General features: G+C 51.7%; 12 protein-coding genes. All 12 read right to left on the reverse strand.

What is annotated here, in order from left to right:
* Nucleotides 1-348 precede the first annotated feature (348 nt).
* On the reverse strand, nucleotides 349-792 hold the full coding sequence (locus DESLBE_RS07495) for an FKBP-type peptidyl-prolyl cis-trans isomerase (RefSeq protein WP_144676080.1): 444 nt from the start codon (nucleotides 790-792) through the stop codon (nucleotides 349-351).
* Nucleotides 793-1,290 (reverse strand): oxidoreductase, encoded by a 498-nt coding sequence (locus DESLBE_RS07500; protein WP_144676082.1) that lies wholly within the window; start codon nucleotides 1,288-1,290, stop codon nucleotides 793-795.
* Nucleotides 1,291-1,292: 2 nt separating this feature from the next.
* Complete coding sequence (locus DESLBE_RS07505; RefSeq protein ID WP_144676084.1) at nucleotides 1,293-3,626, reverse strand: molybdopterin-dependent oxidoreductase; 2,334 nt, start codon at nucleotides 3,624-3,626, stop codon at nucleotides 1,293-1,295.
* Between the two features lie 76 nt (nucleotides 3,627-3,702).
* A complete protein-coding gene (locus tag DESLBE_RS07510; RefSeq protein ID WP_144676086.1) occupies nucleotides 3,703-4,329 on the reverse strand; it encodes a hypothetical protein in 627 nt (208 codons plus the stop codon).
* Between the two features lie 592 nt (nucleotides 4,330-4,921).
* Nucleotides 4,922-6,226, reverse strand: coding sequence for a trigger factor (tig, locus tag DESLBE_RS07515; protein WP_144676088.1), 1,305 nt, complete (start codon nucleotides 6,224-6,226; stop codon nucleotides 4,922-4,924).
* Between the two features lie 19 nt (nucleotides 6,227-6,245).
* Entirely contained in the window at nucleotides 6,246-7,271 is a 1,026-nt protein-coding gene (locus DESLBE_RS07520) for an NADH:flavin oxidoreductase (protein ID WP_144676090.1), read from the reverse strand.
* A 35-nt stretch (nucleotides 7,272-7,306) separates the two neighbouring features.
* Nucleotides 7,307-8,152: a DUF2064 domain-containing protein gene (locus DESLBE_RS07525; protein ID WP_144676092.1), complete on the reverse strand. Its 846-nt coding sequence runs from the start codon at nucleotides 8,150-8,152 to the stop codon at nucleotides 7,307-7,309.
* Nucleotides 8,149-8,628, reverse strand: coding sequence for a GNAT family N-acetyltransferase (locus tag DESLBE_RS07530; RefSeq protein ID WP_144676094.1), 480 nt, complete (start codon nucleotides 8,626-8,628; stop codon nucleotides 8,149-8,151). Before DESLBE_RS07530 ends, DESLBE_RS07525 begins: the two co-directional genes overlap by 4 nt.
* Nucleotides 8,629-8,696: 68 nt before the next feature.
* Complete coding sequence (locus DESLBE_RS07535; protein ID WP_144676096.1) at nucleotides 8,697-10,877, reverse strand: molybdopterin-dependent oxidoreductase; 2,181 nt, start codon at nucleotides 10,875-10,877, stop codon at nucleotides 8,697-8,699.
* The gene (locus DESLBE_RS07540; protein WP_144676098.1) at nucleotides 10,874-12,190 is read right to left on the reverse strand and encodes a radical SAM protein; all 1,317 of its coding nucleotides are present in this window, start codon (nucleotides 12,188-12,190) and stop codon (nucleotides 10,874-10,876) included. The genes DESLBE_RS07535 and DESLBE_RS07540 overlap by 4 nt, the downstream gene beginning before the upstream one ends.
* Nucleotides 12,191-12,312: 122 nt before the next feature.
* Nucleotides 12,313-13,236, reverse strand: a complete 924-nt coding sequence (gene nrfD / locus DESLBE_RS07545) for an NrfD/PsrC family molybdoenzyme membrane anchor subunit (RefSeq protein ID WP_242830585.1) — start codon at nucleotides 13,234-13,236, stop codon at nucleotides 12,313-12,315.
* 14 nt (nucleotides 13,237-13,250) lie between these two features.
* Nucleotides 13,251-13,799: a 4Fe-4S dicluster domain-containing protein gene (locus tag DESLBE_RS07550; RefSeq protein ID WP_018213351.1), complete on the reverse strand. Its 549-nt coding sequence runs from the start codon at nucleotides 13,797-13,799 to the stop codon at nucleotides 13,251-13,253.
* Nucleotide 13,800 lies beyond the last annotated feature (1 nt).

Genomic DNA, 13,800 nt, shown 5'->3' on the forward strand with positions numbered 1-13,800 from the left:
TCATATAATTCTGCACATGAGAAAAACATACCTTTATCTCCAGGGGAAAAGCGAGCCATGAGAAAAGCGCCGACAAATGCCGGCGATCAAGGTTCTGATCGTGAAGGTTTTGATAAAACTTCTCCTGGGGGCGGCGGGTATACGGGAGGGAGCTTTCGGCCGCATTCGGGGCAGAATATGGCCTCGGCCGGAGGCTCAGTACGACAGTCAGGGCATCTCCGGGTCTTGAGGTTCAGTATTTTGGTGAGTTTTCCGCAACGATTACATAAGGTGCATCCATACCCGCACATAATGGCCTCCCCTTGGGCTTCCGCCGGCAGCTGCCGACGGAAGCCTGTTTTTTGCATTCTAATCCAAAAGATCCACTAGTTCAAACCAGTAGCATAAATCTTTTCCCGCCAGCAGATGGTTGAAATCGATGGTCACGGTGTCCTTAGTTACCGCGATGCACTTGACCGGCACCGACTGCCGTGAAATGGGATGTTCCCAGGGAATGACGCTCCCCACCTCCAAGCGTTCCCCGTCTTTGATAAACCAGCGGGGGTAGGTTTTCACGCCCTTCGGGTCGTGGGCACCGTAGGCCTTGGCCCAGGGAATAATATACTCTCCCTGGCTGCCAATCTCCATCTCATTCAGGACATCTTCCACCCCCGGCGGCACCTGACCGGCACCGATGATAATCTTCACCGGTTCTCCCTGGGAGCGGTCTTCCACTATTTCTCCCCCCACCGGTCCGCCCCGATAGCGGACGAGGGCGCATTTTCCCGAGCGCTGTCTGTACTTCATCTCCATTTATTTCTCATCGACCTTCTTGATTTCCACCATTTCCACCCGTTCGTCGGAGCGGTGTACCGTATTTTGGAAATGATCGACTGCTTTGACATCAATCGCCGCGGCATGATGGCGTTTCTCGTTTTTCGAGACAAATTTGCCCTTAGCTTCCAGAGGCTTATACTGTGGCACCCAAAGAACTTGCTTAGGCTTGGCGGCTAACTTTTCAGCCAGCTCCCTTACCGGTCCGTAGGTCATGACATTGGCCAGGCAATGATGAACACAGATCGGATTGCGGCCGGCGGCGGTACGATCCGAACAGAGATCGCAAAGATCGGTGGGGACGGGAATCCGGTTAAAATTGAACACATCCCCTTCCATATTCCAGGGGCCGTCATCATAGAGGCGGATGCCCCATTTACCTACCGGATAGCTATGTTCCTCCTTGCATGATACCACGCAGGACTCGCAGCCGGTGCAATACTCATAGTCAATAAGCAGCCCGTAGGTTTCGCTCATGGTTACTGATCCTCCCTTTTAAATTTTTCCCATACCTTATTCATGTCTGTATCCAGGACCTCAGCAATGGGCTTAATATTGCAGAGCAGGCACTTGAAAGGAGCGCCGAAACCCAATTTACCAAAATGGAAGTTAGGCACCAGATTGTTCACATTGGAGCGGAAAGTGCCGTAGAGATTAGGCTCCGACCCTTCTTCCTCCGGGAACCACCAGCCATGCTGGCAGTGGATGGTGCTTTCGTCCACGACTTCCGCTACCTTAGCTTTAAACTTGGCAGTGCCAAACTGATTCCAGACCTCACACCACTGACCATTGGTAATGCCAAGACGTTTAGCAGTCTTCGGGTTAATTTCCACCAGTGGATCCGGGTTTAATTCACGGGTATAAGGAACCTGGCGGTTTTCCGAATGGAAGAAGGCGAAGGTGCGGGCTCCGGTGGTCAGCACAAAGGGGTATTTCTCCAGTAACTCAGGGGTTTGCACAGGACTGTACTGGGGTTCTTCATAATAGGGCAGCGGGTCTTCTCCAAACTGCTCGAAGACAGTGGAATAGAGCTCTATCTTGCCGGTGGGCGTATTGAAGCCGGGAGTGTGGTCCATCCGCAGATCCCCTGTTTCATACTTGTAGTAGGTAACGTCACGCTGGATCGTGACCTCTTTTTTGACTTCCTCAAACTTCAGGCGGCCACTCAGACGCAATGTATCGATGAAGTCGTGATAATCCTTGTATTCCTCAAACATATGAGGGTTAAGCCGTTTGCCCACCTTGTAGCAGGCTTCAATATCCGAGAGGCATTCTCCGGTGGTAAAGGCTTGGTTCATAAAATTGGTGGTCACCGGCGAACCGCTGTAATGAGTAAAGGAAACACCGTCTTCCTCAGCGGCGGCGGAAAGGGGCAGGAATATCTCACAGGTAGCCTCAGCAGAAGGGGTCATGAAGCAGTCGATGGTAAAGCAGAAATCCAATGTCTTCACCATGGCGTCATGCCAGCGTTTGGGTTCAGCGGAAGTACAGGACATCAGGTTGTTTCCGGCATAAAATCCGAACTTAATGGGGTAAGGCTTGCCGGTCTCCAATGTTTCCAGCATCATATCGGCATGGGCGTTCAGAATGGTGTTGCAATAGGCCGGGTATTTATCCAACCCGATCATCTTGTCCATAAGTTCTTTGCCGACACCCTTTTCGATGCCAAAACCGACTTCATTCAGCCCGAAATTGATGTCGCCAAGGATCTGACCGCCGGGAACATCGACATTGCCGGTAATGGCCATCAAAGCGATAAGGGAATGCCCGGCCTGCATCCCATTGGCCTTCTGATCGATAGCCAGCCCCCACTGCAGGGCCGAGGGTGTCCCGGCGGCATACATCCGGGCCGCCTCCACAATCTTGTCGGCAGGTATCCCCGTGATCGCGGCGGCTTTTTCCACCGGCATGGTCTTTACCCGCTCCACCAGTTCTTCAAAGCCATAACACCAATACTTCACGAAATCATGGTCGTAGAGATCCTCCGCGATAATCACATTCAGCATGGCCATCCCCAGGGCGGCATCAGTACCGGCCCGGAGCCGCAGATGGATGTCCGCTCTGGCGGCCAGCCAGTTAACCCGGGGATCGACCACGATCAAACGGGTGCCCCGCTTCATCAGGTCCAGCACCGCATGTCCGAAGAAACCGTCGCCATTGGATTCCAAAGGAGCTTTGCCCCAGATCATCAAGACCTCCGGCACCTGATAGGCCGGATCCTCATAGCGTCCGGGCAGACCGCCGGCATAATCGATCTCCGGGTAGGTTACCCCCATCGTATAGGCTGTTCCGGCCAGGCGCGGAATGTAGCAGGCATAGCCGGATTGGGTATAGCAGTAATTGGGGGTGCCCAGCATCATTGAGCCATAGGGATTGAGGGTACCCCCCTCCCGCCCGGTGCCGGTAAAGAGGACAATGCTTTCACGTCCGTACTTAGAGGTGATCTCGCGGTAGTTTTTCTCGATAATGTCGATGGCCTCGTCCCAGGTACAGCGTTCCCATTTATCCGCCTGCCCCCGATATTGACGTTCCCGCTTCATGGGGTAGGTGATCCGGCTTTTGTTATAAACATAGTCTTTCAGGCTGATACAGCGAACGCAGAGGCGGCCCTGGGTGACCGGGTGGTTTTCATCCCCCTCCACCCGGATGAGTTTGTTATCCTTAGTGTAGAGTTTGAGTCCGCAGCCCACCGGATGGCAGCCCGGCGGCGACCAGACGGCGGTCCGGGTAACGGTGAGTCCGTCCTCCTCATAGCGCCACGGTTTGCCAAGGTCGTTGACAGCGCCGAGGGTGTCTAATTTTACCGTGCTCATGATTCATATACCTCCTAATCTTCAATTAAAAACAGCAACTATATCAACGGATTCCTCCGTCAATAGCCTTAGCCTCTTACTTCCTGCTGAAGGGTTGGCCTAAAGGTAAAACATTTTTTCCCACAGCCCCATTAAAAAGAAGGGCAATTCCGGCATAAAAAAGCCAGAGGCCAATAACCAGCATACAGCAGCCGCCCACAAGCCCGAGTATGGGGTTAACCCCTAAGTTGGCCAGAGCAATCAGCAGAAAGCCCACAGCCGCAACCCAAACACAGAGGGCCTGTATTTTGCTTTGCCCCATGCCGGAGAGAAAACCGGCAACCAAAAGAACGACAAAAGCACACAGCATGGGAAGTGCGTCGGTCAACCCGGCATCAGCCCCATAGGTTGGGGGAATTTCTTGCCCATACAGAATAAACAGCAGGGCGATGATCCCTTTAACCGCACCCTGGCCCATCAAGACAATTCCTAAGAGTCCGTTAACCGTACCTCCGACAAAGTCGCCCAAGCGAAACTGAATGAACACGATGACAAAGATGACAGGTATAGCGGTCAGAAGCCAGGGTAAGAGGACAATCCCTGTGGCCGGACCTGTGATACCCGTAAAAAAACCCCACTGGGAAAGCAAAAGCAGTCCGATACAGATATTGCCTAATGCAGAAGGGTCGGCCCAGCTTTTGACCGTGTCTTGCCTATGTTCCATAGATAATTACCTCCTGTACATTTGCCTGCCTATGGACGGGATTAGAACTAATTGTCAGGCTGTTTCTTTAAGGGTTCTCCGCAGTGCTTGCATTCTTTTTCATTAGGTGGATTAACTTTTTGACATTTAGGGCAGATGACCGGTTTACCAACAGCCGGCGGTCTAAAGCACATTCCCGATCCCTCCTTTCTCTTATTACGTCTTACCTGCGCAGACACTATGCTTTGCAAAAACTATGCCAGCCTCTGAAACCGGCTGTTTAAGCCACTTTCTGTGATATCTCTTCAACAAAATCACCTGAATGCAATAGATAAGGGGGAGTTTAGCAATAAACCCCGTTTTTTTGAGAAAAAATTCAGCAATTTACTATTTTGAAACAGCAGGAGGAAGTTCAAAGGGTTGCCTGAAAAATCCGCACCCGTCAACAAGCAAAAAAGGGCCGTTGCTCAACGCAACCGGCAGCATGAATTGCCATTATGCGAAAAGGGAGTATTGCCAAACTACTCTATTTAGAGTAGTCAGCGATACTCCCCTTTTGGAATAATCTTCATTCCTTTCGGCAGCTGCACTGGCCATATACCCCATACTGGTATCAGGCCGTTTTCTCTCCATTATCTTCCCTGATCACAGCATGTTCCAACAGATATTGGAATGCTTTTTCCGCTTTAAGATCATGCTCGACTTTATGGACAAGAGGACCCAGATTTTGTCCGGCCTTCTCCGGTGACATATTAATGCTGAGGGCAAATTTCTCACAGCCTTGGTTGAGCTCTTCTTCGCTGACGGTATAGCCCTTTTCTTTAATGATTTTATCCAGGATATAATCTGCTTTCAGAGAATTCTCGGCATCTTCCCAAACTTCTCTTTTAAAGTCTCCGCTTTTTTTATTGATCAGCTGGAGATAAAGATCCAAGGTTCCCCCTTCAGCCTCCAACTGGCCGGAGAATTGTTCGAGCATACTCATGGCCCGCTGCATGATCAGAGACTCCGGGATCTTGACCTGACATCGCTTGAATAGCTCACTCAAAATGGCATTATTGCGCTGCATCAGCACTCGCTGTGCTGCAGCTTGCTCAAGGTTTTTCTTCATTTCAGCGCGGAATTCCTCCATTGTGCTCACATTGCCCACCTTTTGAGCAAAAGCGTCATCTAAGGGCAGAATCTCGATTCTCTCCACCTTTTTCACTGTGACTTTAAAACAGGCCGTCTTGCCCGCAATCTGAGGCTGCGGATGATCGTGGGGAAGAACTTTTTTGATATCAAGAATATCTCCCTTCTGAGCACCCTCAAGCTGGCCCTCGAAGCCCATAGTATCCGAACTGTCGTCAAGCAGGGCCTTGTAATCCACGACCGGTTCAAATTTTGTACCATCCAGTTCACAATCATAGTCTACAGTAACTGTGTCTCCCTTTTCAGCCGGTGCCATCTCTTTATCCGTAATCTTTTTGTTCTTGTACTGAAGCTCCTCTAAAACCTTGTCGATATCCCTTTCCTTTACTTCTCTGGCCTTCGGCATGACAACCTCTATTCCTTCCAGTTGTCCCAGGGTCACTTCCGGTACGACGGGTACACTGGCTTTTACGCTCAGCTCCTGCCCCTTTTCGATCTCTCCTACTTCAATATCCGGGTCACCTATCGTGTTGAGAGCCAGACTCTCCACTGCTTTCTTATATTCTTCGGTCATGATCAAGTCCAGGGCTTCCTGGTAAAAGACTGTGGGGCCATATTGGGATTCGATGACGGAGCGGGGGACATTTCCTTTACGGAACCCTGCGACCTGATAGTTCTCCTTATTCTTCCTATAGGTCTTCTCCAGAGCCTCCGCAAAGACTTTGTAGTCAATCGTAAACCGGAAGTGGGCTTCACTGTTCTCAATGTTTTCTAATACGGCATTCATTAGCTCATACTCCCTTTCTCTAAATCGCCTGATAAGGGCAGGTTCCGGAACCCATCCTGACCCATTCTTTGTAAGCCCATTCATTTTCTTTCAAGAGGGTACGGCCCACGCCGACAAAATCGGCAATACCGCCGGCGATCATTTCATTGGCTTTATTCCCTGTTTTAATTCCGCCCGTAACAATAACCGGAATAGTGACCTGGGGCTTGATCGCTTGGCCCATATAGGCAAAGAAGCCCTCTTCCCCATGGCGGAGATAACCGGAAATGCCTCCGGAGAGATCCAAACAATCCACTCCTGCCGCCTCTAAAGCCTGTGCCGCAAGGGCACTATCCTGGACTGTATTGCCGCCGGGGAGGCGGTCATCTGCTCCCAGGCGATAAAATACCGGCATACTTTTGCCTACAGCACGTCTCACACTTTTGACCACTTCAAGGGGGAAAGTCAAGCGCCGTTCCAGTGAGCCTCCATACTGATCGTGACGGATATTGGTGAGAGGGGAGTAAAACTGGTTGACTAAATAGCCATGAGCACCGTGAATTTCCACGAAATCAAAACCGGCTTTTTGGGCCCGGCGGGCCGCCCGGGCAAAATCGGCAATAATTCCTTTGATCCCTTCCTGATCCAGCTTCCTGGGCAGGACCCGGCAGTTTTTCCGCTCGACCTCTCCGAAACGTGTCAGATATTGGGATTGGATACTGGAGGGACCGCAAATATTCCCCATGGACCTCGCTCCCCCATGGCTGATCTGAATTCCCACAACCGCTCCCTGCTTATGGATTTCGGCAGCCAGATGCTCCAGAGCTGGAATTAAGTCATCCCTATAAATCCCTAACTGACGGGGATGAGCCTTCCCCTCAGGGTTAACATAAGCATGCTCGACAATAATCATCCCCACACCCCGGGTGCGCATCCGATAGTGCTCGATTAATTTATGGGTTATGGCACCCTGCTCTGTGGCAATATCCAGAGCCATAGGGGGCATAACGATGCGGTTCTTTATTTCTAAATCTCTGATCCGGATCGGCTCAAATAATGGCAGCATAACTATCACCCCCTAATCTTTTCGATCGACTATCTTTAAACCGGCTTTTTGTCCGGCGGTAAAGCCACCGATTCAATGCCCAACTGATTTAAAATGCCAATGGTTCTGTGGGGCACCATGATTAAATCATCATAGCGGGCGGCATGTTCTATGACCCGCAGCATCGGGATCTGGCTGGCCAAATCCACAGGGATATCCACATCGGGAACTTCTTCCACATAGGCTAAAGGAAGCTCTTCCCGGATGGCTTTGGCAGCCAGCATATCCAAGGCGGTGACTCCATCCATATTGTAGAAAACGGAATGGAAGTCAAAATCCGTCGTACAGGTCAGCCCCACTAAGGAAAAACCGCCTTCCTGACAGGCTCCTTCAACCAGAGCGGCACCAATCTCCATCCCGTCTTGATCCTGAACCTTCCTGAGGGCAACCTTATATCCCGCTTCGCTGTGACTCAAAACCTCAAGCTTTTTCAGTGCATCCTTAAGGATATGGGGCTGGAGGGTGGGCAAATCCCCGCCGCTGATCAAAACCGCATCGGCCAGCCGCTCTGGGGCCCCGGACTTAAGAATATAATCTGTAGCATACTGCATGCAATCATCAAAGCTCCCTCCCTGATCGGAGAAGACCCCGGCAATTCTCTCCGGGCGCTTGACCTGAGCCAAAAGAGTATCCAGATAAGGGCGATCCCCATCCATGTTATAGCAAATCCAAAAATCAGCTTCTTCCACGGAAAGGCACACATCCATCACATCCAGCACACAGGCCTCATAGAACTGGGTGGCCTCCTCGTAGGTAAGAATACCTCCCCGGGCTTCTGTCAAACGGGTCTTGCAGTCCCCTACCCGCGGTACTTTCGTGAATACTAAGATTGCTTTTTTCATTTTCGCTCTCCTCCACTATAAATCATCGGCATTGGTTCACAAGTACTCCGCTCGGGACATTCCTCACATTGATCCCGATACCATTCCGGGATCTCTGCTGATGTACAGGCTTGAAAACCCATCTTTTCATAGAAACCCAGAGCATATCCTCTTGCTAAAGTTGACACAGTATAATCCCGGTTATTTTCCTGTTCAGAAAATGCATATCGGCAGCATTCCCAGGGATTCTCCAAGATCTTCCCTAAGAGCAGCTTGCCGGCACCCTGGGATCGCTTCCCATCCTTGACCCCGATAACCTCCAGAAAAAACCTGCCCTCAGCAAACTCCGCGATCTTGGCCACGGCCGTTATTTCTTCATTCTCTTGAACGGTGAGCAGTTCTTCAACATCTCCAGGTATGCCCATACCATAGGCACCTAAAATTCCCATCACTTGCTGTTCATTTTGCCCTTGGGCAAAGGCAATGGTTGCCGCCATGGAGCCAGGCCTCCTTCTTTGTCGTACTTTGTTTACTTTGTTACTTTGTTATATTTTGTTGTACCCCGCTATACCTTGGCAACCCTGCAGGGAATCCCGTTATAGGTCCAGGTCCCTACTAAGGGATCCGAAGCATCAAAATCCCCACCGGTGAGCAGATTGGCATTGGCCAGCCAAATTCCCCCCAGTTCCGGTTCCGATGCCTTCATCTCCGGATACCACCAGCCATACTCCACGCTCACCACATGATCGCACATGGGAACAAACCGGGTCCTGAAACGGGCCTTCCCTCTCTCTGTCTCCACATCCACCAGGGAGCCTTCCTCAAGGCCCAGTTTCTCTCCCGTCACCGGATTCATTTCCGCAATCGGTTCCGGATGCATCCGCCGCAACTTTTCCAGCTGATGATAGCTGGAAGCGTAGTAAGGCTGGAACCGGGCACCGCTCATGAGCATCAGGGGAAACTCGGCGTTCCCTTGGGAAAGGGAGCGGGGGCTGGGCAGAGGATCCGCTCCCATTTCCTGCAGCAGTTCGCTGTAGATCTCCACCTTCCCGCTTACTGTGGCAAATCCCTTGGACTCTCCTTGCTCATCAGGCTCCTCGTATTTCAGATAATTATTTTCCTGATAGTAAAGTCCAGTGCAGGAAAAATTATCCCAAGAATAACCAAGGGGAGATAAGCTGTATTCCAGAGCCTCACGGTAAGTCTTCCAAGGCCATTCCTTTTCCTGACCCAGTCTCAGTCCCAACCCTCTCCAGAAATCATAGTCCGGGCGGCGTTCATAATAAGGCTCGACGGCCTGGTCTCCTCCATAAGCTATGTTGGCCACCCCGGCCTTGGTCTCCAAAAGGGGCCGCTCCAGCACCCCGGCGCTGGGCAGTACATAATCCGCCAGCATTGAGGTGGGGGTTTCAAACAGCTCCAATACCACCAAAAGATCCAGGCTTTTTAAGGCTCTGTAGACCAGCTGGGTATCCGCTTGAGTCAGGAGCGGGTTCGAAGCCATCACGATCATGGACCGGATGGGATAGGGCTCTCCTGTCAGCATCGCCTTCCAGACGCGCTGGGGATGGGCAGAGGTTAAATAGCGCATGGGCAAGCGCTTCTTGTGCTTTATGGTCTGCTCCCGGACTTTGGCATATCCCTGATAGGATTGAAGCAAAAGCTTCTCCTGGGACACTGAGCGGGGAGCGGTGGCGGCATAGGGTTCGCTGAGTTCCAACTCCAACTCCGGAATAAAATCAGGCATCTCACTCAAATGGGAAGCTCCGGGCACATCCAGATTGCCGGTGATGGCTCTTAAGATGGCCAGGGCACGATGGGTGGGAAAACTGTTTAAACCCAGTTGATCGATGCCTCTGCCGCTGTACAGGCAAGCAGGGGTACTCTTTCCATAGAGGCGGGCCGCCTTGATCACATCCTCCCCTTTCACACCCGTAATTTCTTCCACATAAGCGGGAGTATAAGGAAGGAGATGGTCACATAAACCCTCAAAACCATGACACCAGTTCTGCACAAACTCTTCAGCATAGAGCTTCTCCTGAACAATCACATGCAAAAGCCCTAAAGCCAGTACCGCATCCGTCCCCGGACGCACCGGCAGCCACAGCTGGGCTTCCCGTGCCGTCCCGGTTAAACGGGGATCCACCACAATTAAGGGTTTGCCCCGGCGTTTAAATTCCTGTACGGTATGCCAGAACAAAGAGTTATCCGACTGGGAGGGGTTAACCCCCCAGAGGATAGCGCATTCCGTCCCCTCCGGGTCCAGTTCCATATCCACAGGCCAGCCATAGGTCAGGGTATTGGCCCAGATGCCGGGGTTCCAGCAGATTTGACCGATGCCCATATTGTTGGGACTGCCAAATAGAGCCAAAAACCGGTGCAGAGGCCAGAAGGTGGTGTGGGGTCCGCCGATACTGGTGGCCAGGACCTCCGGACCAAACTCTTCCTTGAGGCCGGCCAGCTTAGCGGCTATTTCGTCCAGGGCCTGTTCCCAGGATATTCTTTGCCAGCGGCCGCTGCCTCTTTCCCCGACCCGCTTGAGGGGATAGTTGATTCTTTGGGGATGATCCATCACTTCGGTAATCAACGGCCAACGCTTGCAGCCCCGCATGATCCCGGCATTATTGGGATAGCGGGAAGGGTCCGGCTGCACTTTGCGGACTTTGCCTCCCTCCACCGTAGCCAGGAGTCCGCATTGATAGCCGCAGAAGCGGCAGTTGGTCGGAACGACTTTTCTTTCACTCATACGCCTTCACCTTGATGTTTTCTGATTTCGGATAGCTTTTCGCCATGGATATTGGTCAATTGATAGCCGCAAAAAGGAGTCAGCCCACCGGATTTGCCGGCAACGATCATGCTGCATTCCCGCAGTTTTTTTAAATCCATCGTGCGGGCATCAATATAATTTTCGATGAGGATGGTCAAACCCGGTTCAAGATCCGGATAGTTCATCAAAGCCATATCGGCAAAAACCGAACCTTGGGGGCTCTGGGGATTAAAGGCTTCCCTGTATTCCTGGGGAGTCAGCCGCCGCGAAAGGGAAGCGATTTTACCCTGCTCCTCCACCAGGTAAGCGGAGCTGGAGCATAAGGGATTGGAACAGCCCAGGGGCCAGAAATCATAGGGTTCGAGGATACCCTCACTCTGCTCAGCCAGCATAAAGATCACATCTCCCATAGTCAAACGCTTGGACAAGGGCACATCGAACCGCCCGGAACCAAAGGCCGGCTGGTACGCAATTCCCACAATCACATCTTTGTTGGCCAGGGCAAACTTAAGCACTTCCCCCAGCTGCTTTTCATTGATTCCTTCGATCACCGTCATGGCTAAAACCACTTGTACCCCCGCCTCACGGCAGTTGGCAATGGCTTTAAGCTTGGCGGGCAATAAATTCTCACCCCGTATTTGCTCATAGACCTCCCCTGTCAACCCGTCAAATTGGAGATAGATGCCGCTGACTCCTGCCTCGGCAAGTTTCTGCAGATAATCCGGGTTCCGGCCGATCACTACCCCGTTGGTATTCACTTCAATAGCCTGAAACCCGATCTCCCGGCCTAAACGGATAATATCGGCCAAATCCTCACGGGTGGTGGGTTCTCCCCCCGTCAGCTGGATACTGGTATCAGGGTTGGTGTGTCTAAGAATATAACGGTACTTTTCCCCAAGTGCCTCTAAGCTTGGATTGGGATCGGGACGAAAATCATTGGCTGCCATAAAACAGACCGGGCAGCGGAGGTTGCACCCTTCCGTTACCTCAATCTCCACTAGGGTCGGCTGGCGCAGATGAGCCTCACACAACCCGCAATCACTGGGGCACCCATCCCGGACGGCCACAGGCGAATGAGGAGGCAGCGCCGGCAGGTTAAACTGCTGCATCCATTGATAATGATTGACATCCGGCCATAAATAAACGGTAAAATAGCCGTGCTCGGAACATTCCTTCTCCATATAAACCGCCTGATCATGAACGGTAATCCGGGCCTGGACAACCTTCAGACAGAGGGGACAAACGCTTTGTGTCTGCGCTAATGTCATCCCTTCTTCCCATTGCTGCTTCATAGATTTCTTCCTCCATTTTGCAAATCAAGTTATTTTCATCACTTAAGCTGTTAAAGTTGCCTCTGCATGGGAACGATGTTTCCGCAGCAGATAACTGCTGCGGAAACAAGTACAACCGCCCTCTAAATCTGTTTTGTCCAAACCTTTTGCAGAAAGGCTTCATCACCATGGGGAAGTCTTGAACGATATTTTTCTTCACCGGGCAGCCAGGTGCGATCCTGACCGGCATAGACTACCAGATTGCGCATGATTGCCCCGCCCAGGATGGCCAGGATCCCGGCCACTCCTGTGGAGAATCCATTAGGAATGAGAAACAGTACCAAGGGCACCACCGTGCCCAGGAACATAAACCCGACCCGGAAAGGATTGGCAAAGTTCCCGCTGGTCCAGCGCTTAACAGCCGCCACTTCCCGCTCAGTAGTTCCCGAACTCTTAATCCAAAGATAGCCGATCCATATAACCAATTGGAAAGCACAAAGCCCCGCCCCTATGGCCGGGAAAGCACTATAAATCACAGGTGCCGCCCCGCTCAGCCAACCTACTACCACATAGGCGGATAGGCCCGTCAATAAAGAAGAGGTTAAAAAGAGCACCATCATGCCCGGCCCATTCCAGAAAGGACGGGCTTTATGCCGTGCCAGGAGTGCCCCCGGATAGGCAGCAACTACAAAACCGGTGAAAATACATACAATGGCCAGGATTTTACGAAATCCGACCAGGCCGAACCAAGGAAAAGCTTCCAGCCAGGACGTACCTAAAAAGAGGCCGGCGACAATGGCGATGGACATATTCCATGCCCCAAAGGTTAAGATGGCTTTAGGGTTCATAAATACCCGCAAAGCTTGGAAAGGCCTCCCTAATTCCAGGACTAATAAACCGGCTCCCATAGCGATGAACACTGCCCCGGCCAGAATCCCCACCGTGGAGAGATTGCTGCCTGTCAATAATTCGGCGATCCCGGCAAAGAGCAGCATGGCAGCCCCCATGCCGGCAAAAAAGAAGTCCACGGCTAACATCCAGCCCCATGTTTCATGTTTTTGGCTCATTTCTATCCCTCCCATCAATAAAGATAATAGACAAAGGGTTCAGTCCCCAGTTCTTCCAACAAGCGCCCTGTGGTCTTGGTTTTGTTGACCAGTTTGAATACTTCGCTGTCCTGATCCTCCATATCGCCAAAAATCCGGGCTTTTTGGTGGCAGGTTTGCACACACCAGGGCACTTTGCCTTGATCAACCCGGTCATCCTTACAGAAGTTGCATTTCTGGACGGTTCCTTTTTGCGCATTGGACAAACGGGCGCCATAAGGGCAGGCCATGACACAGGCTTTACACCCCACGCATTTGTTTTCTTCCACCCAGACGATACCGTCTTCACGCTGCTGGGATGCACCGGTGGGGCAGGCATCCACACAGGGAGCATTACCACAATGCATACATAAAGAAGGAATATGGACCATCCTGACGTGGGGAAATTTTCCCACGGGCCCATAGGTCGTGACCGGATTATAAATCATATCGATGGGCAGTTCATTATTGACCCGGCAAGCCACTGTGCAGGACTGGCAGCCCGTACATTTCCGGGTATCAATAACCATTGCATAACGTGCCATG

This window comes from Desulfitobacterium sp. LBE (assembly GCF_007830365.1).
In the GTDB taxonomy this organism is placed as follows: domain Bacteria; phylum Bacillota; class Desulfitobacteriia; order Desulfitobacteriales; family Desulfitobacteriaceae; genus Desulfitobacterium; species Desulfitobacterium hafniense.

What these genes read in the sequence shown, in the direction of transcription:
- DESLBE_RS07495 (WP_144676080.1), bottom strand. Translation starts at nt 792, where the DNA reads ATGGAGATGAAGTACAGACAGCGCTCGGGAAAATGCGCCCTCGTCCGC.
- DESLBE_RS07500 (WP_144676082.1), bottom strand. Translation starts at nt 1,290, where the DNA reads ATGAGCGAAACCTACGGGCTGCTTATTGACTATGAGTATTGCACCGGC.
- DESLBE_RS07505 (WP_144676084.1), bottom strand. Translation starts at nt 3,626, where the DNA reads ATGAGCACGGTAAAATTAGACACCCTCGGCGCTGTCAACGACCTTGGC.
- DESLBE_RS07510 (WP_144676086.1), bottom strand. Translation starts at nt 4,329, where the DNA reads ATGGAACATAGGCAAGACACGGTCAAAAGCTGGGCCGACCCTTCTGCA.
- tig (WP_144676088.1), bottom strand. Translation starts at nt 6,226, where the DNA reads ATGAATGCCGTATTAGAAAACATTGAGAACAGTGAAGCCCACTTCCGG.
- DESLBE_RS07520 (WP_144676090.1), bottom strand. Translation starts at nt 7,271, where the DNA reads ATGCTGCCATTATTTGAGCCGATCCGGATCAGAGATTTAGAAATAAAG.
- DESLBE_RS07525 (WP_144676092.1), bottom strand. Translation starts at nt 8,152, where the DNA reads ATGAAAAAAGCAATCTTAGTATTCACGAAAGTACCGCGGGTAGGGGAC.
- DESLBE_RS07530 (WP_144676094.1), bottom strand. Translation starts at nt 8,628, where the DNA reads ATGGCGGCAACCATTGCCTTTGCCCAAGGGCAAAATGAACAGCAAGTG.
- DESLBE_RS07535 (WP_144676096.1), bottom strand. Translation starts at nt 10,877, where the DNA reads ATGAGTGAAAGAAAAGTCGTTCCGACCAACTGCCGCTTCTGCGGCTAT.
- DESLBE_RS07540 (WP_144676098.1), bottom strand. Translation starts at nt 12,190, where the DNA reads ATGAAGCAGCAATGGGAAGAAGGGATGACATTAGCGCAGACACAAAGC.
- nrfD (WP_242830585.1), bottom strand. Translation starts at nt 13,236, where the DNA reads ATGAGCCAAAAACATGAAACATGGGGCTGGATGTTAGCCGTGGACTTC.
- DESLBE_RS07550 (WP_018213351.1), bottom strand. Translation starts at nt 13,799, where the DNA reads ATGGCACGTTATGCAATGGTTATTGATACCCGGAAATGTACGGGCTGC.